This is a genomic window from Kutzneria sp. 744 (assembly GCF_000568255.1).
Taxonomy (GTDB): Bacteria; Actinomycetota; Actinomycetes; order Mycobacteriales; family Pseudonocardiaceae; genus Kutzneria.
Window position 1 is genome coordinate 7338106 of sequence record NZ_KK037166.1, and the last position, 21992, is coordinate 7360097.

22 protein-coding genes are annotated in these 21992 nt (G+C 71.2%); 15 read left to right on the forward strand and 7 right to left on the reverse strand.

From position 1 onward, the window contains the following. Window positions 1–49 precede the first annotated feature (49 nt). The 5 genes from KUTG_RS33780 to ligA all read left to right on the forward strand — a co-directional run bounded on the left by KUTG_RS33780 (window position 50) and on the right by ligA (window position 6171). Window positions 50–1099 (forward strand): sensor histidine kinase, encoded by a 1050-nt coding sequence (locus KUTG_RS33780; protein WP_043722628.1) that lies wholly within the window; start codon window positions 50–52, stop codon window positions 1097–1099. Then, a complete protein-coding gene (locus tag KUTG_RS33785) occupies window positions 1092–1763 on the forward strand; it encodes a response regulator (protein ID WP_043722630.1) in 672 nt (223 codons plus the stop codon). Before KUTG_RS33780 ends, KUTG_RS33785 begins: the two co-directional genes overlap by 8 nt. A 246-nt stretch (window positions 1764–2009) precedes the next feature. Further along, complete coding sequence (locus KUTG_RS33790; protein WP_157494930.1) at window positions 2010–2924, forward strand: serine hydrolase; 915 nt, start codon at window positions 2010–2012, stop codon at window positions 2922–2924. A gap of 165 nt (window positions 2925–3089) precedes the next feature. Then, a complete protein-coding gene (locus KUTG_RS33795; protein WP_043722632.1) occupies window positions 3090–3836 on the forward strand; it encodes a hypothetical protein in 747 nt (248 codons plus the stop codon). A 193-nt stretch (window positions 3837–4029) separates the two neighbouring features. Then, entirely contained in the window at window positions 4030–6171 is a 2142-nt protein-coding gene (gene ligA, locus KUTG_RS33800; protein ID WP_043722635.1) for an NAD-dependent DNA ligase LigA, read from the forward strand. Here the strand turns inward: ligA and KUTG_RS33805 are convergent. Next, window positions 6157–6573 carry a hypothetical protein gene (locus KUTG_RS33805; RefSeq protein WP_157494932.1) on the reverse strand — a complete coding sequence of 139 codons (417 nt, stop codon included), beginning with the start codon at window positions 6571–6573 and terminating at the stop codon, window positions 6157–6159. The genes ligA and KUTG_RS33805 overlap by 15 nt on opposite strands. Window positions 6574–6735: 162 nt before the next feature. On the opposite strand from KUTG_RS33805, the gene KUTG_RS33810 reads away from it, so the two are divergent. Next, entirely contained in the window at window positions 6736–7440 is a 705-nt protein-coding gene (locus tag KUTG_RS33810; protein WP_043722639.1) for a 3-keto-5-aminohexanoate cleavage protein, read from the forward strand. Between the two features lie 122 nt (window positions 7441–7562). Here KUTG_RS33810 and KUTG_RS33815 read toward each other — a convergent pair whose 3' ends face one another. Then, the gene (locus tag KUTG_RS33815) at window positions 7563–8216 is read right to left on the reverse strand and encodes an ACT domain-containing protein (RefSeq protein ID WP_043722642.1); all 654 of its coding nucleotides are present in this window, start codon (window positions 8214–8216) and stop codon (window positions 7563–7565) included. A 211-nt stretch (window positions 8217–8427) separates the two neighbouring features. Here KUTG_RS33815 and gatC point away from each other — a divergent pair, with 211 nt between their 5' ends. From gatC to gatB, 4 genes are all read left to right on the forward strand, one after another. Next, a complete protein-coding gene (gatC, locus tag KUTG_RS33820) occupies window positions 8428–8727 on the forward strand; it encodes an Asp-tRNA(Asn)/Glu-tRNA(Gln) amidotransferase subunit GatC (protein ID WP_043731531.1) in 300 nt (99 codons plus the stop codon). A 76-nt stretch (window positions 8728–8803) separates the two neighbouring features. After that, on the forward strand, window positions 8804–10327 hold the full coding sequence (gene gatA / locus KUTG_RS33825; RefSeq protein WP_043722644.1) for an Asp-tRNA(Asn)/Glu-tRNA(Gln) amidotransferase subunit GatA: 1524 nt from the start codon (window positions 8804–8806) through the stop codon (window positions 10325–10327). Beyond that, the gene (locus tag KUTG_RS33830; RefSeq protein ID WP_043722645.1) at window positions 10324–10521 is read left to right on the forward strand and encodes a hypothetical protein; all 198 of its coding nucleotides are present in this window, start codon (window positions 10324–10326) and stop codon (window positions 10519–10521) included. The genes gatA and KUTG_RS33830 overlap by 4 nt, the downstream gene beginning before the upstream one ends. Continuing rightward, a complete protein-coding gene (gene gatB / locus KUTG_RS33835) occupies window positions 10518–12020 on the forward strand; it encodes an Asp-tRNA(Asn)/Glu-tRNA(Gln) amidotransferase subunit GatB (protein ID WP_043722647.1) in 1503 nt (500 codons plus the stop codon). Before KUTG_RS33830 ends, gatB begins: the two co-directional genes overlap by 4 nt. Window positions 12021–12026: 6 nt before the next feature. On the opposite strand, the gene KUTG_RS33840 is transcribed toward gatB, so the two are convergent. Beyond that, window positions 12027–13295 (reverse strand): PQQ-dependent sugar dehydrogenase, encoded by a 1269-nt coding sequence (locus KUTG_RS33840; RefSeq protein ID WP_369794545.1) that lies wholly within the window; start codon window positions 13293–13295, stop codon window positions 12027–12029. Between the two features lie 149 nt (window positions 13296–13444). Then, window positions 13445–13636 (reverse strand): hypothetical protein, encoded by a 192-nt coding sequence (locus tag KUTG_RS33845; RefSeq protein WP_043722650.1) that lies wholly within the window; start codon window positions 13634–13636, stop codon window positions 13445–13447. Window positions 13637–13884: 248 nt separating this feature from the next. Between KUTG_RS33845 and KUTG_RS33850 the strand changes: the two genes are divergently transcribed. Further along, entirely contained in the window at window positions 13885–14811 is a 927-nt protein-coding gene (locus tag KUTG_RS33850; protein ID WP_043722651.1) for a 2-hydroxyacid dehydrogenase, read from the forward strand. Here the strand turns inward: KUTG_RS33850 and KUTG_RS33855 are convergent. Beyond that, window positions 14808–15746: a quinone oxidoreductase family protein gene (locus tag KUTG_RS33855; protein WP_043731532.1), complete on the reverse strand. Its 939-nt coding sequence runs from the start codon at window positions 15744–15746 to the stop codon at window positions 14808–14810. The genes KUTG_RS33850 and KUTG_RS33855 overlap by 4 nt on opposite strands. A gap of 74 nt (window positions 15747–15820) precedes the next feature. On the opposite strand from KUTG_RS33855, the gene KUTG_RS33860 reads away from it, so the two are divergent. The 3 genes from KUTG_RS33860 to KUTG_RS33870 are packed head-to-tail and all read left to right on the forward strand — an operon-like array spanning window position 15821 to window position 17433. Then, on the forward strand, window positions 15821–16246 hold the full coding sequence (locus KUTG_RS33860) for a MarR family winged helix-turn-helix transcriptional regulator (RefSeq protein ID WP_043722654.1): 426 nt from the start codon (window positions 15821–15823) through the stop codon (window positions 16244–16246). 52 nt (window positions 16247–16298) lie between these two features. Then, window positions 16299–16877: a DoxX family membrane protein gene (locus KUTG_RS33865; protein ID WP_052395708.1), complete on the forward strand. Its 579-nt coding sequence runs from the start codon at window positions 16299–16301 to the stop codon at window positions 16875–16877. Between the two features lie 7 nt (window positions 16878–16884). Next, window positions 16885–17433: a GNAT family N-acetyltransferase gene (locus tag KUTG_RS33870; RefSeq protein ID WP_043722655.1), complete on the forward strand. Its 549-nt coding sequence runs from the start codon at window positions 16885–16887 to the stop codon at window positions 17431–17433. A gap of 72 nt (window positions 17434–17505) precedes the next feature. On the opposite strand, the gene ilvD is transcribed toward KUTG_RS33870, so the two are convergent. Together ilvD and KUTG_RS33880 are read right to left on the reverse strand one after the other, a co-directional pair. Then, window positions 17506–19350, reverse strand: coding sequence for a dihydroxy-acid dehydratase (ilvD, locus tag KUTG_RS33875; protein WP_043722657.1), 1845 nt, complete (start codon window positions 19348–19350; stop codon window positions 17506–17508). A gap of 69 nt (window positions 19351–19419) precedes the next feature. Next, window positions 19420–19833 (reverse strand): PH domain-containing protein, encoded by a 414-nt coding sequence (locus KUTG_RS33880; protein WP_043722658.1) that lies wholly within the window; start codon window positions 19831–19833, stop codon window positions 19420–19422. A 271-nt stretch (window positions 19834–20104) separates the two neighbouring features. Between KUTG_RS33880 and KUTG_RS33885 the strand changes: the two genes are divergently transcribed. Next, the gene (locus KUTG_RS33885; RefSeq protein WP_043722660.1) at window positions 20105–21943 is read left to right on the forward strand and encodes an acetolactate synthase large subunit; all 1839 of its coding nucleotides are present in this window, start codon (window positions 20105–20107) and stop codon (window positions 21941–21943) included. Window positions 21944–21992 lie beyond the last annotated feature (49 nt).

Consider the following 21992-nt stretch of genomic DNA (forward strand, 5'->3'; position numbering starts at 1 on the left):
TGTCTGTAGGCAGAGGTGCCGGCGGCGCGCATCCACTAGCGTGGCGGTGATGGGCTCACGACGGAGGCTCGTGTTGGGGGACTGCGGGATCGCGGTCGCCTATGTCGCGCTGCTCCTCATGGTCACCGGCATGCACACGGCGGCTCCGGCGTGGCTGCGGGTGCTCATGTTGGCCGCGACCGCGCTGCCGGCGGGGCTGCGTCGGCTGTGGCCGCTGCCGGTGTTCGCGTTCGTGCTGACCTTGACGTGGTTGTCGGTGCTGCTCGGCACCTTGGTGGATCCGTTCCTCGCGGCGGGGTTCTCCCTGTACACGGTTGCGGCCGGCGACACCGGTCGGCGCTGGATGACCGTGCTGGCCATCGGCGGGCTCGGCGCGACGGCGGTGCTGGTCCGACGGAGCGTGACTGGCCCGTTCTGGTCGTTCGACAGTGTCGGCATGGTGGTGTCCGGGGCACTGGTGCTCGGAGGGGCCTGGACGATCGGCCGGCTGGTGCGCCGAAGTCGTTGCCAGGCCGAGAAACTGGCCGAGCAGGCGGTGGTGGGAGAGCGGCTGCGCATCGCCCGCGAGCTGCACGACGTGGTGGCGCACAGCCTCGGCGTCATCGCGGTGAAGGCCGGCGTCGCCAACCACCTGCCCGAATCCGCGCCGGACGCGTTGCGGGTCATCGAGTCGACCAGCCGCGAGGCGCTGGCGGAGATGCGTCGGCTGCTGGGCGTGCTGCGGGCCGAGGAGCCGCTGCGTCCCGCGCCGGGACTGGCCGAGCTGCCGGAACTGGCCGACGTGGCCCGGGAGTTGGGGGTCGAGGTGAGTGTGGACGTGCGTGGCGGGCCGCTGCCCGACGGCGTCGACCTCGCCGTGTACCGGATCGTGCAGGAGGCGCTGACCAACGTGGTCCGGCACGCCGCCCCGACCAGCTGCCAGGTGCTGGTGGACGTCACCGAGACCGCGGTTCGGGTGGACGTCACCAACCAGGGACGCCAGAGCTCGCACGGGCTGGCCGGCATGCGGGAACGCGTCGCGATGTTCGACGGCGCGCTGACCGCCGGGCCGCGACCGGGCGGCGGCTTTGCCGTCTCCGCAAGGGTTCCCTATGGCTAGTGTCCTGATCGCCGACGACCAGGCGCTGCTGCGCGGCACGTTCCGGCTGCTGATCGACAGCGACCCCGTGCTGTGGACCGTCGGCGAAGCCGAGAACGGGGCCGAGGCGGTCGAGCTGGCCCGCGCCTGCCAACCCGACGTGGTGCTGATGGACATCCGCATGCCCGTGCTGGACGGAGTCGAGGCCACGCGCCAGATCTGCGCCGAAATGGCCACGAAGGTCCTCGTGCTGACCATGTTCGACCTCGACCAGCACGTGTTCGCCGCGCTGCGGGCCGGAGCCAGCGGCTTCCTGCTCAAGGACACGCCGCCGGCCGAACTGCTGTCGGCGATCCGGATCGTCGCCGCGGGCGAAGCCCTGCTCTCGCCCTCGGTCACCCGACGCCTGATCGCCGAGTTCGGCCGCACGCCTGAGCTTCTTCGGCCGAGCGACCCGGGCCGGCCGACGCTGACCGGGGTCACGCAGCGGGAGGAGGACGTGCTGCGGCTGGTGGGGCGCGGGTTGTCCAACGCGGAGATCGCCGGCCGGCTGCACCTGGGCGTCGGCACGGTGAAGACACACGTCAGCCACCTGCTCGGCAAGCTCGGCGTGCGTGATCGCGCGCAGCTGGTGGTGATGGCCTACGAATCCGGTCTGATCACGCCGAATTCCGGTTCACTGTGATCATGCGACTCACTCCCGGGTGCGATTCGCCCTGTCTCAACGTCAGCTGTGAACGGCGTCAAGATAGCCTGTGAGCTGCGGTGTTGTGATTCGGTTCACCGTTGTTGAACACGTCACCCTGGCAATCCGGACAGGCAACTCTTAAGGTCTTCACGGTTTGCTCTTCAGCTTCTCCGCAGGTCCGTATACGAGGCTTACCGCATGGGTCGAAATTCGCGCGGTGCGTGGACGCGCCACCGTGTGCTGGTGATGCTCGCGGCCGTTGTGGCCGGCGCCGGGCTGGCCGCCGTCGTGGTCGGCGTGGACGGCAGTGTCGCCGCGTCCCCGGTTGCCGGCAGCGCGCAGCCCAAGCCGCGCTCCGCGGCCGCCACCAACACGTTGACGAAGTCCAGCGCCCCGAAGCCGACCGTCGACGCCACCTCGGTCCCGGCCGCCGACCCGAACGCGGCGCTGGCCGCCGCGATGGCCCCGCTCAGCGCCGAGAAGTCCGGCGACTTCTCCGTCGCCGTGCTCAACCAGGACACCGGCGTCACCTCGGTGTTCAACCCGGACGAGACCTACGCGACCGCCAGCATCGTCAAGGCCGACATTCTGGCCGTGCTGCTCTACCAGTCCCAGCAGCAGGGCACGCCGCTCACCGACGACGAGGACACGGCCGCCACCAAGATGATCGAGGCCAGCGACAACGACTCGGCCACCACGCTGTGGGACGACGTGGGCAGCGCCGCCGGGATGTCCACCGCCAACGCCGCCTTCGGCTTACGCGACACGACGCCCGGCGCGGACGACTACTGGGGCCTGACCACCACCAATGTCGCCGACCAGCTCACCGTGATGAACGTGTTGACCTCGCCGCGGTCGGTGCTGGACGACGCCTCCCGCAAGTACGCCGCCGGGCTTATGCACGAGATCGAGCCCGACCAGGTGTGGGGCGTCTCCGAGGCCGCCGACCCCGGCACCACGCCGGCGCTGAAGAACGGCTGGCTGCCCATCGACTCCGACAACGACCTGTGGGCCGTCAACAGCATCGGCCAGGTCAGCCACGGTGGCCACAGCTACCTGGTGGCCTATCTGTCCAGCTCCCAGCCCGACGAGCAGACGGGCATCGACCAGGCCTCGGCGGTCTGCAAGGCCGCCGTTGCGGCAGTTGCCGGCGGCTGACCAACGCGAATATCGTTCACCTGTTGGGGTGACGTGCCGCGAGACTCGGTGGCCGGCCGAGCCCCGTGCGCGACGCGCGGAAAAAGTGCGGCGAATGGCCGCAATCACTGGCCCGAACGGCCCCAACAGGGCAGACAAAGTCGCGCCGAGGCGGACAATGGCGGGATGAAGTGGTTCCCGTGGCGGCGCCGTCACGCCGAGCACGACACTCCCGTCGTCGAGCCCGACTCCGACCAGGTGGCGGAGTGGCTGGAACCCGCGATCCAGACCCCGCGCTCCCGGGCCGAGCGGTTCTGGGAGCGCTGGTACGAGCTGCTGCCGCAGATCAACTCCGCCCTCGGCGACAGCGAGCCCAAGCGGATCGAGAACCTGCTGTGCGAGGAGGTCGCGGCGATCCACCCGGAGCTGCACTTCTCGGTGGAGCGCGGCCAGCGCGCCGTCTACGCCCTCGTCGTCACCGGTCAGGAGCGGCCCGACCTGCGGCCCTTTACCGACGCCTGGCAGGCCGCCGCGCCGCCCGAGGACATGATCTGGGAGTACCACGACTCGGTGCCGCCGGTGCCGGATCCGACCGAGGTCACCGTCAACATCGGCGCCCACCGCCTGCGGCTGGCCGACGTGCGGGTGGTGGCGCAGGTGGACCGTGACGCCGGCGTCGTCGACGTCGCCGTGCACCATCCCGAGCTGTCGGCGCTGACCGACGAGGCCCGCACCGCCATGACCTTCCTGCCGCTCGACGCCACCCTCGGCGAGCGCCTCGCCGCCGAGCGCCTGCGCCGCGTGGAGACCGCCGAGGCCGCGCCGGAACAGGGCATCACGTTGGTGGAGCTGAGGACCATCGTGCGGAGCCTGGCCGGGCAGGACGCCGACGGCAATCCGATCGGGCACACCACTCCTAGTGGTGACGCTTGACCGACAGCTGCTGACCTCCGGTTCAACGCAGGCGCGAGGTCGCCGTCGACGCCTGGACCGCGGGCTTGTTTCGATCGAGTCTGTCCATCGATCGAAACAAGACAAGGGAAGGCGTCGACCTGGTTGGGCGACCTCGCCCGACGCGGCACGCGGCGCAGCGAAACTGTCGGTGGGTGCCGATAGTCTTAGGGCCGTGACCAGCACCGAAGACGTTCCCGACGACGTTCGAGCGCACTACGGCGAGCTCGCCGAGCAGATCCGCGGCCACCAGTTCCGCTACTACGTCACGGACTCGCCGACGATCACCGACGGCGAGTTCGACTCGTTGCTGCGCGAGCTCCAGGGCATCGAGGACACCTATCCGAGCCTGGTCACGCCCGACTCGCCGACGCAGCGCGTGGGCGGCACCTTCTCCACCGACTTCACCGCGGTCGACCACCTGGAGCGGCTGCTCAGCCTGGACAACGTCTTCAACACCGATGACCTCCAGGCCTGGGCCGAGCGCGTGCACAAGGAGATCGGCGAGGACTCGCACTTCCTGTGCGAGCTCAAGATCGACGGCCTCGCACTGAACCTGCTGTACGAGGACGGCCGCCTGGTCCGGGCGCTGACCCGCGGCGACGGCCGCACCGGCGAGGACGTGACCCTCAACGTCCGCACCATCAGCGACATCCCCGAGGTGCTGACCGGCGGCGACGAGTTCCCGACGCCCAAGCTGGTCGAGGTGCGCGGCGAGGTGTTCTTCCGGGTGGAGGACTTCGAGGAGCTCAACGCCGGCCTGGTCGAGGCGGGCAAGCCGCCGTTCGCCAACCCCCGCAACTCGGCCGCCGGCTCGCTGCGGCAGAAGGACCCGAAGGTCACCGCCAGCCGCCCGCTGCGCTTCATCTGCCACGGCCTGGGCAAGCGCGAGGGCTTCGAGCCGCAGCGCCAGTCCGACGCCTACCGCGCGCTGGCCGCCTGGGGCCTGCCGGTGTCGCCGCACACCAAGCTGGTCAAGGGAATCGGCGAGGTCGAGGCGCACATCGAGTACTGGGGCGAGCACCGCCACGACGCCGTGCACGAGATCGACGGCATCGTGGTCAAGGTGGACGAGGTCGCGTTGCAGCGCCGCCTCGGCTCCACCTCCCGGGCCCCGCGCTGGGCGATCGCGTACAAGTACGCGCCGGAGGAGGCCACCACCACGCTGCTGGACATCCAGGTCGGTGTCGGCCGCACCGGTCGCGTGACGCCGTTCGCGGTGACGAAACCCGTGCTGGTGGCCGGTTCCACGGTCGCGCGGGCGACGTTGCACAACGCGTCCGAGGTGAAGCGCAAGGGCGTGCTGATCGGCGACACGATCGTCATCCGCAAGGCCGGCGACGTGATCCCCGAGGTGCTGGGCCCGGTCGTCGACGCCCGTACCGGCGACGAGCGCGAGTTCGTGATGCCGGTGGACTGCCCCGAGTGCGGCACCACCTTGCGCTACGAGAAGGAGGGCGACGCCGACATCCGTTGCCCCAACCGGCAGTCCTGCCCGGCGCAGCTGCGGGAGCGCCTGTTCTACCTGGCCAGCCGCAAGGCGCTGGACATCGAGGTGCTCGGCTACGAGGCGGCGACCGCGCTGCTGGAGGCCGGCGTCATCGAGGACGAGGGCGACGTGTTCGACCTCGACGAGGAGATGCTGTTGCGCACCGAGCTGTTCCGGGCCCAGGACAAGCGCTCCGAGCTCGGCTACAAGCTGTCGGCCAACGGCGAGCGGCTGCTGGCCAACCTGGCCACGGCCAAGGACCGGGACCTGTGGCGCGTGCTGGTGTCACTGTCCATTCGGCACGTCGGGCCGGCGGCGGCGCGGGCGCTGGCCGTCACGTTCGGCTCCATCGACCGGATCTTCGCGGCCGGCGAGGAGGAGTTGGCCGCCGCCGACGGTGTCGGTCCGACGATCGCCGCCGCCGTGCTGGAGTGGCACGAGTGGGAGTGGCGCCGGGACATCATCGAGAAGTGGCGCGCCGCCGGCGTTCGCATGGAGGAGGAGCAGGACGGCTCGACGCCGCGCGTGCTGGAGGGCCTGTCCATCGTGGTGACGGGCACGCTGCCGACCCTGTCTCGCGACGAGGCCAAGGAGGCGATCATCGTGCGCGGCGGCAAGGCCGTCGGCTCGGTGTCGAAGAAGACCTCGTTCGTGGTGGTCGGCGAGAGCCCGGGATCCAAGTACGACAAGGCCATCCAGCTCAAGGTGCCCGTGTTGGACGAGGACGGCTTCCGGGTGCTGCTGGCCCAGGGGCCGGACGCGGCGATCGAGGTCGCCACGATCGGCGCCGACGAGGAAGCAGCGGCGGCAGAGTCAGCGGACGAATAGGTCGAATACGTTGCCGGCCATGGAGGGCCACTCGGTCATCATCTGGCCGTAGGGGTCACGCGTCGTGGTCGAGGGAACCAGATCCCTCGGCTCCGGCGTGGGCCTCGGCGTCGAGCTCACGGGCGGGGCCGGCACCTCTTTGGTGACCACCAGCACCTTCGTCTGCGGCGCGGGCTGCTGCACGATGATCGTCGTCGGCGGCTGCTGGGTCGGTGTGGCCGTGGCCGTGGTGGTGGTCGGGGTCGGCATCGGGGTCTGACCCGCGTTGCGGACGTCCGTGGCCTGCTCGCTGACGTGCTGCACGGCCATGACGGCGACCACTGCGGCGAAGGTGATGCCGGTGATGCCGGCCGAGACCGCGAGGGCCGCCTCGGGATGCACCACCCGGTGATGGCCTCGCATCACGTCTCCTCGCTTCGTGCCGAGCCTGCGCCCTGGCCGCTGGCGAACGTACTGGAGGAGTCGTCGTCGCTCCAAGCCGTTGTGCGCCAACCCCGCAGTCTTAGCTCGATCGAATGAATCGGCCCCGTTGCCGTTGCGGCTGCGGCAGGGCACGGTCGAGGGATGCTGCAAGCCTGCCTGAACGGGAATCGCCAGCGGGACGCCCATCCCGCGCTGCCGGTCACGCCCCAGGCGCTGGCCGCCGACGCCGCGGCCGTCGCCGAGCTCGGCGTGACCGCGCTGCACGTGCATCCGCGTGACACGGCCGGCGCGGAGGTGCTCGCCGGCCCCGAGGTCGCCACCGCCGTCTCCGTCGTGCGGGCCGCCGTGCCGGGCGTGGAGATCAGCGTCACCACCGGCGCCTGGATCCAGCCCGATCCCGTACGGCGGGCCGAACTCGTCGCCGGCTGGGCCGCACTGGCCGCCGGCCGCCCCGACACCGCTTCCGTGAACGTGCACGAGGACGGTTGGCAGCACACCTGCGCCGCCCTGCACTCCGCCGGCATCGGCATCGAACTCGGCGTCTTCCACGTGCCGGCGGCACAGACCTTGCGGGCCAACGGAGTGCCTCCCGGCTCCGTCCGAGTCCTGGCCGAAGTCCAGCCGGGCGAGTCGCCGGCCGCCCTGCTGGCCGCCCTTTCTTGGTCTGATCTCCCGATCCTGTTGCACGGTCAGGACGACGACGCCTGGCCCGTCTTCGCCGAGGCCGCGCGCCTCGGCCTGTCCACTCGCATGGGCCTGGAGGACGCCCTGCACCGCCCCGACGGCACCCCCACCCTCGGCAACGCCGACCTCATCACCGCCGCCCGAGCAATGCTCGGGACCTAGTCAGAATCGGGTGATGAGCAGGGAGCTCGCTCGGTGCGGGCCCAAGGGCAGGTCAGTGCCGCGATGCGGGTCTCGCGCCACCGGGCGGCAGGTCGGTCGGGCAGTCCCGCGGCGACGCCGGGTCAGTCGGGCAGGACGACGGCGACGATGCCGGCCAGGTGGGCCAGGCGGGCCAACTCGGCGGCACGGAACATGGGGCCGCCGGGGCGGCCGACGAGTAGGACCCGCTCGGGCTTGCCCAGGGGCGTGGCGGCCAGCTCGGTGCCGAGCTCCTGCCAGGTCTCGGGCACCCAGTCCTCCTCGCCGTCCAGGATGGTGGCCCGCGGCAGCGGCATCCACGGCACGGTGACCATCCGGGTCTCGGGGGCGGCGGTGCTGGCGGCGACGCGGTGCACGCCGTCGCCGTCGTGGGTGATGACCACGGCCCAGCCGGCCCGGACGATGCGCGGCACGCCCTCGGCGAAGATGGCCAGGCCCTGCCGGGGCTGAGCGGCGATCTCCTCGACCAGTTCGAGCTCGCGATGGGTGTTGAGCACGCCGGCGTACGGGCGGACGGCGTCGACCTCGACGCCCTCGATCGACTCGGCGGCCGTGATGAGGGCGTCCGGCAGCCGACCGGACGGCAACTCGACCACCAGGTCGTCGATCGCCAGGCCCGGTGCGCGCTCCACCACGTCCACGCTGAGGATGTCAGCCCCGATCTCGCCGAGGGCGGACGCGACCGCTCCCAGCGTGCCGGGTCGGTCCGGGAGCTGCACCCGGATCAGGAAGGACACCGCGGAACGCCTCCATGCCGTGCTCGTGCGCGGGACCTCGCCGCCCGCACCCGGCCGCCGATTGTCGCAGACCGGCGGCGACCGTGAGGATCGTCGTCCGCCAGACGAGACCCGTCAGGCCCGATACCCGCTCGGAGCTGCGCGGGGCTGCGTCCTAGACTCGGTCGGTCATGCACGTTAGCCCCGTTCACGCTTGGAGGAGCACCTCCGCATGCCCAGCATCTCCCGAGACGAGGTCGCGCACCTCGCCCGGCTGGCCAGGTTGGCCGCGACAGACGACGAGCTGGACCTGTTCGCCGGCCAGCTCGACACCATCCTGAACGCGGTGGCCCAGGTCGGCGAGGTCAGCCAGCAGGACGTGCCGCCGACCTCGCACGCCGTGCCGCTGACCAACGTCTTCCGCGAGGACGTGGTCCGCCCGTGCCTGACCCAGCAGCAGGCGCTGTCCGGCGCGCCGTCCGCCGAGGAGGGCCGCTTCCGCGTGCCCCGCATCCTGGGGGAGGAACAGTGAACGAGCTTGCCGAGTTCACCATTCAGCGCAGCGAGCTTCAGCTCGCGACCCCGACGAGCTCTGCGAGGAGGGTGTCGTGAGCGAGCTCATCCGCCTGTCGGCCGCCGATCTGGCCGACAAGATCCACAAGCGTGAGGTCTCCGCGGTCGAGGCCACGCAGGCCCACCTGGACCGGATCGCCGAGGTCGACGGGGCCGTGCACGCGTTCCTGCACGTCAACACCGAGGGCGCGCTGGCCGCCGCGGCCAAGGTCGACGAGCAGATCGCCGTCGGCGAGGTCGCCTCGCCGCTGGCCGGCGTGCCGCTGGCGCTCAAGGACGTCATGACCACGATCGACGCGCCGACCACGGTCGGCTCCAAGATCCTGGAGAACTGGCTGCCGCCGTACGACGCCACCGTGACCGAGCGACTGCGCGCCGCCGGCATCGTGATCCTCGGCAAGACCAACATGGACGAGTTCGCGATGGGCTCCTCCACCGAGAACTCGGCCTACGGCCCGACCCACAACCCGTGGGACCTGGAGCGCATCCCCGGCGGTTCGGGCGGCGGCTCGTCCGCGTCGCTGGCCGCCTTCGAGGCGCCGCTGGCCATCGGCACCGACACCGGCGGCTCGATCCGCCAGCCCGGCGCGGTCACCGGCACCGTCGGCGTCAAGCCGACCTACGGCACCGTGTCCCGCTACGGCCTGGTGGCCTTCTCCTCCTCGCTGGACCAGGCCGGTCCGTGCGCGCGGACGGTGCTCGACGCCGCCCTGCTGCACGAGGTGATCGCCGGCTACGACCCGATGGACTCCACCTCCATCAACCAGCCCGTCCGCCCCGTCGTCGAGGCCGCCCGCCAGGGCGCGACCGGCGACCTCAAGGGCGTCAAGGTCGGCGTGGTGCGCGAGTTCCGCGGCGAGGGCTACCAGCAGGGCGTCATCGACTGCTTCGACGCCGCCGTGCAGCAGCTGCGCGACCTGGGCGCCGAGGTCGTCGAGGTCTCGTGCCCGCACTTCAAGTACGCGCTGGGCGCGTACTACCTGATCGCGCCGAGCGAGGCCTCGTCCAACCTGGCCCGCTTCGACGCCATGCGCTACGGCCTGCGGGTCGACAACGGCGCCCTCGGCGAGCTGTCGGCCGAGCAGGTCATGTCGCTGACCCGGGAGGCCGGCTTCGGGCCCGAGGTCAAGCGCCGCATCATCCTCGGCACGTACGCGCTGTCGGCCGGCTACTACGACGCCTACTACGGCTCGGCGCAGAAGGTCCGCACGCTCATCTCGCGGGACTTCACCTCGGCTTTCGAGCAGGTGGACGTGCTGGTCGCGCCGACGACGCCGACCACCGCGTTCAAGATCGGCGAGCGGATCGACGACCCGCTCGCGATGTACCTCAACGACCTGTGCACCATCCCGTCCAACCTGGCCGGCAACGCCGCGCTGAGCGTGCCGTCCGGGCTGGCCGCGGAGGACGGCCTGCCGGCCGGCCTGCAGGTGATGGCGCCCGCGCTGGCCGACGAGCGGATGTACCGCGTCGCGGCCGCCTACGAGGTCGCCCGCGACGCCGCGCAGGGCGGCCCGCTGATCAACCGCGTGCCCGAACTGGAGGCGATCTCGCGATGAACGTCAACAAGATCCGCCTGGTCATCACCATCGTCGGCTCGGCGATCGGGGTTGTCGCGGCCGGCGCGCAGGCGCGCAAGGCCGTGGCCAAGGGCGACAAGCTGTCCCTGGTGAACGCGCTGGCCAGCGTCCTGGTCGCCGTCACCGGTGGGGCGCTCGCGATCCGTGGCGCACGAAAGGACGGGGAAGCGTGACCGCCGTGGCCGAGGTGATGGACTACGACGAGGTCCTGGAGCGGTTCGACCCCGTGCTCGGGCTCGAGGTGCACGTCGAGCTCAACACCAACACCAAGATGTTCTGCGGCTGCGCCAACGTGTTCGGCGGCGAGCCCAACACGCACGTGTGCCCGGTGTGCCTGGGCATGCCCGGCGCGCTGCCGGCCGTGAACGGCAAGGCCGTCGAGTCGGCCATGCGGATCGGCCTGGCGCTCAACTGCGAGATCGCCGAGTGGTGCCGGTTCGCCCGGAAGAACTACTTCTATCCGGACATGCCGAAGAACTTCCAGACCTCGCAGTACGACGAGCCGATCGCCTTCAACGGCTACCTCGACGTCGAGCTGGACGACGGCAGCATCTTCCGGGTGGACATCGAGCGCGCCCACATGGAGGAGGACACCGGCAAGTCGCTGCACGTCGGCGGGGCCACCGGCCGCATCCACGGCGCCGACTACTCGCTGCTGGACTACAACCGGGCCGGCGTGCCGCTGATCGAGATCGTCACCAAGCCGCTGGTCGGCACCGGGGCCCGGGCCCCCGAGGTGGCCCGCGCCTACGTCGCCGCGCTGCGCGACCTGCTGCGTGGCCTCGACGTCTCCGACGTGCGGATGGACCAGGGCTCCCTGCGCTGCGACGCCAACGTGTCGCTGATGGCCAAGGACGCCACCGAGTTCGGCACCCGCACCGAGACCAAGAACGTCAACTCGCTGCGGTCGGTCGAGCGGGCCGTGCGCTACGAGATGACCCGGCACGCCGCGGTGCTCGTCGGCGGCGGCAAGATCAAGCAGGAGACCCGGCACTTCGACGAGTCCACCGCCACCACCAGGGCCGGCCGGACCAAGGAGACCGCGGAGGACTACCGCTACTTCCCCGAGCCCGACCTGGTGCCCATCGCGCCGTCGCGGGAGTGGGTGGCGGAGCTGAAGGCCGGTCTGCCGCAGCCGCCGTGGGTGCGCCGCAAGCGCCTCCAGGAGGAGTGGGGCCTGAGCGACGCCGAGCTCCGGGACCTCGTCAACGCCGACGCCCTCGACCTGGTCGCCGCCACCGTCGACGCCGGGGCCAAGTCCGACGACGCCCGGTCGTGGTGGGTGTCGTACCTGTCGCAGCAGGCCAAGACCCTGAACAAGGAGCTGGCCGAGCTGCCGATCACGCCGGCTCAGGTCGCCCGGGTCTCCGCGCTGGTGGCCGACGGCAGCCTCACCAACAAGCTGGCCCGCGCCGTCGTCGACGGTGTGCTGGCCGGCGAGGGCGAGCCGGACGCGGTCGTCGAGGCGCGGGGCCTCAAGGTCGTCTCCGACGACTCCGCCCTGACCGCCGCCGTCGACGAGGCCCTGGCCGCCCAGCCGGACGTCGCCGAGAAGATCCGCAGCGGCAAGGTCGCCGCCGCCGGCGCCATCGTCGGCGCCGTCATGAAGGCCACCAAGGGCTCCGCCGACGCCAAGCGCGTCCGCGAGCTGATCATCGAACGCTGCAGCTGAGCGGTGTCAGGAAGGGCCCTTACTGACGTTGAACGTCAGTAAGGGGCCCTTCCTGACGTTCAACGTCAGGTTTGGTCCCTTGATCTTGGCGGTCAGTCCTTGGGCTGGCCGCCGTTGGGCTTGGGGATGATGATCGCCCGGTCGTCGCTGGACAACCGGCTTGCCGCCGTCCTTGTTGACCGTGCCGACCAGCAGCGTGTTCTGGTCGACGACGTCCATCGCGCCGATCAGGCCGTAGCCGCCCTGGCCGTCCAGGATGGTGCTGGGCTTGCCGCTGAAGCCGCCGGTCTTGGCCAGGGACAGGACCTGGATGCCGGCCTTGTGCACCGTCGCCACGCTGACCTCGTCGGTGAACGCCGCGCAGCCCGCCACGCCCGGCTTGTCCGGCCATGACCAGGCCGGGCTGCCCAGCTGGGGCTGACCCGGCGTGATTCGGTACAGCTGGTCCGCGGTGGCCGTCTGGTCGGTCACCCAGGCCGCGCTGCCGTCCGCCGCCGCGCACATGCCGCCTGGGTCCTGCAGGCCGCCGATCACCACCGCCGAGGCCGGGTTCGGGTTGCCCGGCGCCGGGTGGCCCAGGCCGTCGATGCGCAACACCTTGCCCGCCAACGAGTTCGGGTCGATCGCCGCCGCCGCGTTGCCGGCGTCGCCCGTCGCCACCAGCAGCGCGCCGCTGCGGTCGACCGACAGCACGCCCCGGTTGTGCGTCGGGCCCTTGGGGATGCCCGTGAGCACCGGCTTCGGCGTGTCCCCGACCGCGAACCGCATCACCCGGTTGTCCGTGGCCGTCGTGACGTAGGCGTACACCAGTTGGTCCTGCTGGTACGTCGGTGACAGCGCCAGGCCCGTCAGGCCGCCGTCGGTCGCCGCGTCCACCTCGATGGTCGCCACCGGCTTCGGGTCCTGGCCCTTCTGCACCGCCAGCACCCGGCCCGTGGTCCGCTCCGCCGCCAGGCCGCTCGCTCCGCCCGGCAGCGACGCCACCGCGGCCAGCGGCGCCATGCAGGTGCCGATGACGTTCTGGTCGAAGTCCGTGCACCCCTGCGGCGGCGGCACCGGCTTCGGCGTGCCGTTCGGCCCCGGGACCGTGCCCCCGCCGTCCGCGTTCGAGCCTCCCGGCGCATTCGGCTGTGGCCCGGGCGCGTCGGTCAGCTTCGGCTGCGGCTGCCAGTCCTGCACACCCGCGCCGTTCGACTGGTCGGGGAAGCTCGCACACCCTGTGAGCAGCAGACCGAGCGCCACCGTCGAGGCAACAACCCGGCTAGCTCTCCGCATGATGCCCGAGCCTAAGCGGGCCTGCGTGAACCCCAGGTGAGTACCCCATGAGCACGGAGCATGGCAGGGCGGCATCGGGTGACGTGGGATGGAGGCGCCACGAGCCTGGCCGGGCCCGGACGATGAAGGCTTCTGGTCGGACTGATCGGTCACTCGCCGGTGGCGTCGAGGAGAGCCGAGCGCAGGCCCATGACCTCGTCGGCGAGTGCTTCGGACGGATAGGCGCGTGCCTTGCGTGGGAGATGGGTGCGGGTCAGTGTTGCCACCTCCGTCAGCGTCTCGCAGAGCCATGCGCGGTCCGTGTCGGCGTCAGGAAGATCGAGCGGTACGCCGATCCGCACGATGAACCGCCGCTGCGTCCGCCCGACCGGGGACCTCGTTCGGCCAGTGCAGACTGCCCGACCACACGTGCCAGACGCCGCTCTATGCCCGGGGGAAGCCGACCAGAGCCGGCGGCTGGATGGGGCGCGGTCAGTGGGTAGGAGGGTGGGCGTCCCGGCGCAGGTCCCGCTACGGGGCGGGCGGCGACCTCCGGCCAAGAGCACTGCGGCCTGGTCGGCTGCGCGTCGACGCAGACTAGTGTCGTGGCGTGACCGATCACGACACGATCACCGTGCTGGTGCCCGACGAGCACGCGCTCGACGCGTTGTCCGCGATCGAGGGCGTCCGCCCGGTCCGTTACGACGTCGACGGCGAGCTCCCGGCCGAGGCGGCCGAGGCCGAGGTGCTCATCCCGCCGTTCCTGGCCGGCAAACGCGCCGTCCCGCTGCTGGACAAGCTGCCCAAGCTGCGGCTGGTGCAGCTGCTCAGCGCCGGGGCCGAGGTGTGGCTCGGCCACACGCCCGACGGGGTGGCCCTGTCGACCTGCCGGGGCGCGCACGGCGGCAGCACCGCGGAGTGGGTCGTCGGTGTTCTGTTGTCCTTCTACCGTCACCTCCCGTACTTCCTCGACGCCCAGCGCGAGGGCCGCTGGGCGTTCCAGGTCACCGACACGTTGCAGGACAAGCGGGTCCTCATCGTCGGCGCGGGCGACCTGGGCACCCAGCTGGCCCGGCGGCTGGCGCCGTTCGACGTGACGACCACGATCGTCGGCCGCACGGCGCGGGACGGTGTGCACGGCGAGGATGAACTGCCGGCCCTGCTGGGCGAGCACGACGTGGTGGTGCTGGTGGTGCCGCTCACCTCGGACACGACGGGCATGGTCGACGCGGAGTTCCTGTCCCGCATGGCCGACGGCGCGATCCTGGTCAACGCCGCCCGGGGCCCGGTGGTTGACACCGACGCCCTCGTGGCGGAGCTGCGGAACGGCAGGCTCCGGGCCGCGCTGGACGTCACCGAACCGGAGCCGCTGCCGGCCGACCATCCACTGTGGAGCGTCGACGGGCTGCTGCTCACGCCGCACGTGGCCGGCAGCTGCACGGGCCGGGAGAAGCGGGCATACGGCATCGCCGCCGCCGAGGTCGCGCGGTTCGTGAACGGAGAGGAACCGCACAACCTCGTGCGCGGCGAGTACTAGGGGATCAGCAGGACCCGGCCGAGGTTGGCGCGGTCGTCGAGCACCTGGTGCGCCATGGCCACGTCCGACAACGGGAACGCGGCGTGTTGGGCGACCCGGAGCTTGCCGTCGGCGATGAGCCGGGTGGCCCGGGCGATGTCGGCGCGGGCCTCGTCGGGGCGAGCCTCTCGCAAGGTTGTGATGCCGAAGCCGGTGAGGGAACGTAGGCCGAACAGCGAGCGGGCAGGGACCGCGGGGATCTCGCCACTGGCGGCCCCGTAGATGACGGCCCGGCCCAACGGGGCGAGGGTGTCGAGACCACGGGTCAACGAGGAGCCGCCGACGGCATCGAGGACGACGTCGACGGTGGGCCACTCCGCGTCGGCGGTGATGACGTCGTCGGCGCCGAGGGAACGGACGAAGTCGGCCTTGGCGGGCGAGCCGACGACGCCGATTGCCTTGGCGCCCAACAACTTCGTGATCTGGACGGCGAGGTGGCCGACACCGCCGGCGGCGGACTGGATCAACACGGTGTCGCCGGCGGTGACCCGGCCCGCGTGCAGCACGCCGATGGCGACCGGGGCGAGCATGGGCAGCGCGGTGGCCGAGGCGGCGTCGAGGCCGGACGGGACGAGGGCGGCCCAGGCGGCGTCCACGAGGGCGTAGTCCGCATACGCGTTCTCGGCGACCAGGGCGGCCACCCGGTCGCCGACGGTGAAGCCGGTGACGCCGGGGCCGACGGCGGCGACACTGCCGACGACGTCGCCGGTGGGACCGAAGGGCAACGGTCGGACGAAGATCCCGGCGGCGCCGGCGCGGATCTTGGTGTCGGCGAAGTTGACGCCGATGGCCTCGGCCCGGACCAGCAGCTGTCCGGGGCCGGGCGTGGGCACCTCGGCCTCCTCGACGCGGAGCACCTCGGGACCGCCGTGAGCATGGAAGCGAACGAGTCGCACGAACATCCACCCCTTATTGTTGGCGACACCAATGTTGGCCGAACCAACCATAGCCGTGACGGTACGTTGGCGCCATGTCCGAACCGCATCGGCTCAGCGGCACCGTGCTCTGGCTGTTGGGTCGTGCGGCCCAACGCGGCCACGCGCTGGCGCGGGAACGGCTGGAGGCCGGCGGCATCCGCAAGTGGCACTACGCGGTGCTGGCGGCGCTCAAGGAGTTCGGCCAGCAGTCGCAGGCCGAGATCGGCCGCCGGCTCCACCTCGACCGCAGCGACATGGTGGCCGTGCTCAACGATCTCCAGGCGGACGACTACGTCACCCGCGAGCCGGATCCGGCCGACCGCCGGCGCAACGTGGTCACCATCAGTGACACCGGGGCCGCGGCGCTGGCCCGGTTCGACCGTCTGATCGCCGAGGCCGACGACCTGCTGCTGGCCGACCTGTCCGAGGCCGAACGGGACCAACTGGTCGCGATGTTGGAGCGGATCGCCCAGGTCTAGCTGCTCTGTTCGGCGGTCCCGGAGCCGGCGTTTCGGCCCTAACCTGCCGGCGGTGAGCACCTTCGAAACGGGGTTGCACCACCTCGACGACGACGAACCGCCCGAGTACGGCAGCACGCTCGCGTACGAGGAGCCGTCACGGCCGGTGGCGGCCTGGCACGGCGGCGCGGACCTGGGGCTGCTCGGCCTGCGGCTGATACTCGGCGGGCTGGTCGGCGTGCACGGGGCGCAGCGCACGCTCGGCCTGTTCGGCGGCCACGGCCTCGGCGACTTCGCGAAGTCCTTGCAGCAGGCGGGTTTCCGCTATTCGGACATCCTCGCGCCGGTGCTGGGCTACGCCGAGTTCGGCGGCGCGGTGCTGATCGTGCTCGGCCTGTTCACGCCGCTGGCGGCGGCGGCCGTGCTGGCGGTGGTGGGCAACACGATCATCCTCCAGTGGAACGGCGGCCTTGCCGACTACGAGCTGGCGGCGGCGCTGGCCGGCGCGGCCTTCGCGGTGCTGTTCGCCGGCCCGGGTCGGATCTCTCTCGACCGGCGCACGCCCTGGTACCGGCACGCCCTCGCGTACGGCACCTCGCTGTTCTCGCTGGCCGTTATCGCGGTTGCCGCACTGCAGCTGCTGCTGAGATAACTGACCCATGCTCTCCTTGCCGCTGGCCCCGGACGCCGAACTGACCCCGCTCGAACCCTGGCAGGCGGACGAGTTCGCCGAGCACATCGACCGGCATCGCGAGCATCTCGCACCGTGGATCCCGCTGGCCAGCACCGTGACCGACACTGCCAGCGCGCGGGAGCTGCTCCAGCGCTACGCCGACCGCCAGGCCACCGGGGCCGGCCGGCTGCTCGGCATCCGGCTGCGCGGTGAGCTGGTGGGCGCGATCCTGTTCCCGAAGTTCGACGCGGCCTCCGGCAACTGCGAGCTGGGCGTCTGGCTGGCTCCGCACGCCCAGGGCCACGGCCTGATCACCAGGGCGGCCCAGCTGATGATCGACTGGGCCTTCGAGGCGCGGGGCATGCACCGCATCGAGTGGATCACCATCACGTCCAACGAGCGCAGCAAGGCGGCGGCCAAGCGCCTGGGCATGACCCTGGACGGCGTGATGCGCGAGTCCTACCTGTTCGGCGGCCGCCGCCATGACGCCGAGATCTGGTCACTCCTGGTGACCGACCCTCGCCCCTGGAGGTGACCCCCGATGCAGGGAAGGACGCCTTACCCTCGTTGAACGAGGGTAAGGCGTCCTTCCCTGCATAAAGGGTGGTTACAGGGAGGGGTCGCGGACGGCGCCGGTGGCGGCGGAGGTGGTGAGCTTGGCGTAGGCGCGCAGGGCCAGGGTGACCTGGCGCTGGCGGTCGCGCGGCTGCCACGGCCGTTCGCTGGAGTCCATCTTGGCCCGGCGCTCGGCCAGCACCGCCTCGTCGACCAGCAGCTCCAGCTTGCGCTGGTGCACGTCGATGAGGATCTGGTCGCCGTTCTCGACGAGCCCGATGACGCCGCCGTGCGCGGCCTCCGGCGAGACGTGCCCGACGGAGATGCCCGAGGAGCCGCCGGAGAAGCGGCCGTCGGTGATCAGCGCGCACTTCTTGCCGAGGCCGGAGCCCTTGAGGAAGGCGGTCGGGTGCAGCATCTCCTGCATGCCGGGACCGCCGGCCGGGCCCTCGTAGCGGACGACGATGACCTCGCCCGGCTGGACCTCCTTGTTGAGGATGACCGAGACGGCCTCCTCCTGGCTCTCCACGACCCGGGCCGGGCCCTGGAAGCGCCACAGCTCTTCCTCGATGCCGGCCGACTTGATCACGGCGCCGTCCACGGACAGGTTGCCGCGCAGCACCGCGAGGCCACCGTCCTTCGTGTACGCGTGCGCGACGTCGCGGATGCAGCCGCCGGCGGCATCGGTGTCCAGCGACGACCACCGCGCGTCGGTGGAGAACGCCTGCGTGGTGCGAACACCGCCCGGCGCCGCGTGGAAGAGCTCGACGGCCTCTTCCGACGGTGACGAGGCGCGAATGTCCCAGGTGGACAGCCACTCCGACAGCGAGGGGCTGTGCACCGAGTACACGTCCTCGTTGAGCAGGCCGCCCCGCCAGAGTTCGCCCAGCAGCGCGGGAATGCCGCCGGCCCGGTGCACGTCCTCCATGTGGTAGTCGGAGTTCGGAGCCACCTTGGACAGGCAGGGCACGCGGCGGCCGATCGCGTCGATGTCGGCCAGCGTGAAGTCGATCTCGCCCTCGTTGGCGGCGGCGAGAATGTGCAGCACCGTGTTGGTGGAGCCGCCCATGGCCATGTCCAGCGCCATCGCGTTCTCGAACGCCTTGCGGTTGGCGATGGAGCGCGGCAGCGCGGACTCGTCGTCCTCGCCGTACCAGCGGCGGCAGAGCTCGACGACGGTGGTGCCGGCCCGCTCGAACAGCGAGCGCCGGGCCGCGTGGGTGGCCAGCGTGGAGCCGTTGCCGGGCAGCGAGAGGCCCAGGGCCTCGGTGAGGCAGTTCATCGAGTTGGCGGTGAACATGCCCGAGCACGAGCCGCAGGTCGGGCAGGCCGAGCGCTCCACGGCCGCCAATCCGTCGTCGTCGACGTCGGAACTGGCCGAGGCCGAGATGGCGGTGATCAGGTCGGTCGGGGCCTGCGCGACGCCGCCGACGACAACGGCCTTGCCGGCCTCCATCGGCCCGCCCGAGACGAAGACCACGGGGATGTTCAGCCGCAGCGCGGCGTTGAGCATGCCGGGCGTGATCTTGTCGCAGTTGGAGATGCACACCAGCGCGTCGGCCTGGTGGGCGTTGACCATGTACTCGACCGAGTCGGCGATGATCTCGCGGGAGGGCAGCGAGTACAGCATGCCGCTGTGACCCATCGCGATGCCGTCGTCGACGGCGATGGTGTGGAACTCGCGGGGCACGCCGCCGGCGGCGCGCACGCCCTCGGCCACGATGTCGCCGAGGTCGCGAAGGTGCACGTGACCCGGCACGAACTGGGTGTAGGAGTTGGCGATCGCCACGATCGGCTTGCCGAAATCGCTGTCGGTCATGCCGGTGGCCCGCCACAGCGCGCGGGCGCCCGCGGCGTTGCGTCCGTGGGTCGTGGTGCGGGAGCGCAGCTGGGGCACTGCTCCTCCAAAAACTGATTGGCCTTGCGGAAAAGTTGACGTGGACCGGGTCGCGGCTCGCAGACCAGGTTACTCCGCGTCCTCGGCGGCGGCGTTGGGATCGGACAGCCGCCCGCCGGACAGCGCCGCCAGCATCGACAGGTGCCGGGTGCGCACGCCGGGCAGCGGCGCCTGTTCGTCCTTGTCGAGCACGGCGTTGACCCAGCCGCGGCGGGGCAGCCGCAGCGAGCGGATGTCGGCCCAGTTCAGCGTGCGCGCGCCGAACAGGCTGCGGGTGCGCAGCTGCTCGGAGTCGACCACCGTACGCGTGCGCAGGATCCACACCGCGAACACGATCGGGATGAGGTAGAGCAGCGAGAACACCGGTCCGGCGGTGGCCACCACCGGCGTCTCGCAGATGGCGAGCAGGCCCAGCGGAAGCAGGCCGGTCGTCGGCACGCGAAAGATCACTCGTTGGACGGACGGAGGAGCGGACTCAGTCACGCTGCGATCCTCGCACCTGGGCTTTTCGTTCCACCATCCGGGAGCGTTTTCCCGCAGAGTTGACGCCTCGGGCCGGCCGGCAGTACCGTCCCGAGCATGCTGCGTAACACCGGCCTCGTACTTCCGAGGCGCGCCGACGCCTAGGGACCATGAGTCCGCGTCGGCGCGCGACCCTCGTTCGACCACGTCTTCTCCAGTGGTTGGCGGGGGTTTTTTCATGCTTGTTGCACCATGAAACTTCCGCAGGACCACCGACCCCGAGGCAGCCCCGATGACCAGCGCACCCTCGCGACAAGCCCCGGTCCCCGGCGCGACACCGCCGCGCCCCGGCCCGCCCCCGAAACCCGCGCCGCCCGGCGGCGCCCCGGTCCGCGTGACCGGCTCCGCCTCGCTCGTGCGCTCGCTCGAGGCCGTCGGCTGCGAGGTCGTGTTCGGCATTCCCGGCGGCACGATCATGCCGGCCTATGACGCGCTGCTCGACTCGACCACGCTGCGCCACGTGCTCGTCCGCCACGAGCAGGGCGCCGGCCACGCCGCCACCGGATACGCCCAGGCCACCGGCAAGGTCGGTGTGTGCATGGCCACGTCCGGCCCGGGCGCGACCAACCTGGTCACCCCGTTGGCCGACGCGTACATGGACTCCGTGCCGGTCGTGGCCATCACCGGCCAGCAGAGCCGGGCCCTCATCGGCACCGACGCGTTCCAGGAAGCCGACATCTGCGGCATCACCATGCCGATCACCAAGCACAACGTGCTCGTGACCGACCCGGCGGAGATCCCGCGGGCGATCGCCGAGGCGTTCCACATCGCCAGCACCGGCCGACCCGGCCCGGTCCTGGTCGACATCCCCAAGGACGTCCTGCAGGAGACCACCTCCTTCTCCTGGCCGCCGGAGCTGCGCCTGCCGGGCTACCGCCCGACCACGCGCCCGCACGGCAAGCAGGTCCGCGAGGCCGCCAAGCTGATCACCGCCGCGCACCGGCCGGTGCTCTACGTCGGCGGCGGCATCATCAAGTCCGGCGCCACCGCCGAGCTGCTGGAGCTGGCCGAGCTGACCGGCATTCCCGTGGTCACCACGCTGATGGCCCGCGGCGCGTTCCCCGACTCGCACCCGCAGCACCTGGGCATGCCCGGCATGCACGGCACCGTCGCGGCGGTCGCCGCCATGCAGAAGTCCGACCTGCTGATCGCGCTGGGCACGCGGTTCGACGACCGCGTCACCGGCCAGCTCAGCTCGTTCGCGCCGGACGCCCAGGTCGTGCACGCCGACATCGACCCGGCGGAGATCTCCAAGAACCGCCGCGCGGACGTGCCGATCGTGGGCGACTGCAAGGAGATCCTCGGCGACCTGATCGCCGCCGTGAAGTCCGAGCGGGAGCACACCGAGACCGCCGACATCGCGCGATGGGTGACCGAGACCTCGGGCTGGCGGGAGAGCTACCCGCTCGGCTACGACTGGCCGTCGGACGGCGCGCTGGCGCCGCAGTACGTCATCGAGCGCATCGGGCAGATCACCGGCCCGGAGGCCATCTACACCGCGGGCGTCGGCCAGCACCAGATGTGGGCCGCCCAGTTCATCAAGTACGAACGGCCCAGCAGCTGGATCAACTCCGGCGGCCTCGGCACGATGGGCTTCGCCGTGCCGGCCGCGATGGGGGCGAAGTTCGGCTCCCCGGACAAGGTCGTGTGGGCCATCGACGGCGACGGCTGCTTCCAGATGACCAACCAGGAGCTGGCCACCTGCGCCATCGAGGGCGCGCCGATCAAGGTCGCCGTCATCAACAACGGCAACCTGGGCATGGTCCGGCAGTGGCAGAACCTGTTCTACGCCGAGCGGTACTCGCACACCGACCTGGGCACCCACAAGCACCGCATCCCGGACTTCAAGATGCTCGCCGAGGCGCTGGGCTGCGCCGGCCTCCGGTGTGAGAGCAAGGAGGACGTGGACGCCACGATCCAGCAGGCGATGGAGATCAACGACCGTCCGGTCGTGATCGACTTCGTGGTCGGCAAGGACGCGCAGGTGTGGCCGATGGTGGCCGCCGGCACCGGCAACGACCAGATCATGGCCGCCCGCGGCATCCGCCCGTTGTTCGACGAGGACGTGTGATGAGCGAGCTTGCGAGCGAATCATTCAGTACAGCGACCAGCGTCAGCGC

Excerpts from the sequence above, each read along its gene's own strand:
- KUTG_RS33785 (WP_043722630.1), top strand. The coding sequence starts at position 1,092 with ATGGCTAGTGTCCTGATCGCCGACGACCAGGCGCTGCTGCGCGGCACG.
- gatC (WP_043731531.1), top strand. The coding sequence starts at position 8,428 with ATGCCCAGCATCTCCCGAGACGAGGTCGCGCACCTCGCCCGGCTGGCC.
- KUTG_RS33870 (WP_043722655.1), top strand. The coding sequence starts at position 16,885 with ATGCTCTCCTTGCCGCTGGCCCCGGACGCCGAACTGACCCCGCTCGAA.
- KUTG_RS33805 (WP_157494932.1), bottom strand. The coding sequence starts at position 6,573 with ATGCGAGGCCATCACCGGGTGGTGCATCCCGAGGCGGCCCTCGCGGTC.
- KUTG_RS33885 (WP_043722660.1), top strand. The coding sequence starts at position 20,105 with ATGACCAGCGCACCCTCGCGACAAGCCCCGGTCCCCGGCGCGACACCG.
- KUTG_RS33795 (WP_043722632.1), top strand. The coding sequence starts at position 3,090 with ATGAAGTGGTTCCCGTGGCGGCGCCGTCACGCCGAGCACGACACTCCC.
- KUTG_RS33810 (WP_043722639.1), top strand. The coding sequence starts at position 6,736 with ATGCTGCAAGCCTGCCTGAACGGGAATCGCCAGCGGGACGCCCATCCC.
- KUTG_RS33860 (WP_043722654.1), top strand. The coding sequence starts at position 15,821 with ATGTCCGAACCGCATCGGCTCAGCGGCACCGTGCTCTGGCTGTTGGGT.
- KUTG_RS33780 (WP_043722628.1), top strand. The coding sequence starts at position 50 with ATGGGCTCACGACGGAGGCTCGTGTTGGGGGACTGCGGGATCGCGGTC.
- KUTG_RS33840 (WP_369794545.1), bottom strand. The coding sequence starts at position 13,295 with ATGCGGAGAGCTAGCCGGGTTGTTGCCTCGACGGTGGCGCTCGGTCTG.
- KUTG_RS33830 (WP_043722645.1), top strand. The coding sequence starts at position 10,324 with ATGAACGTCAACAAGATCCGCCTGGTCATCACCATCGTCGGCTCGGCG.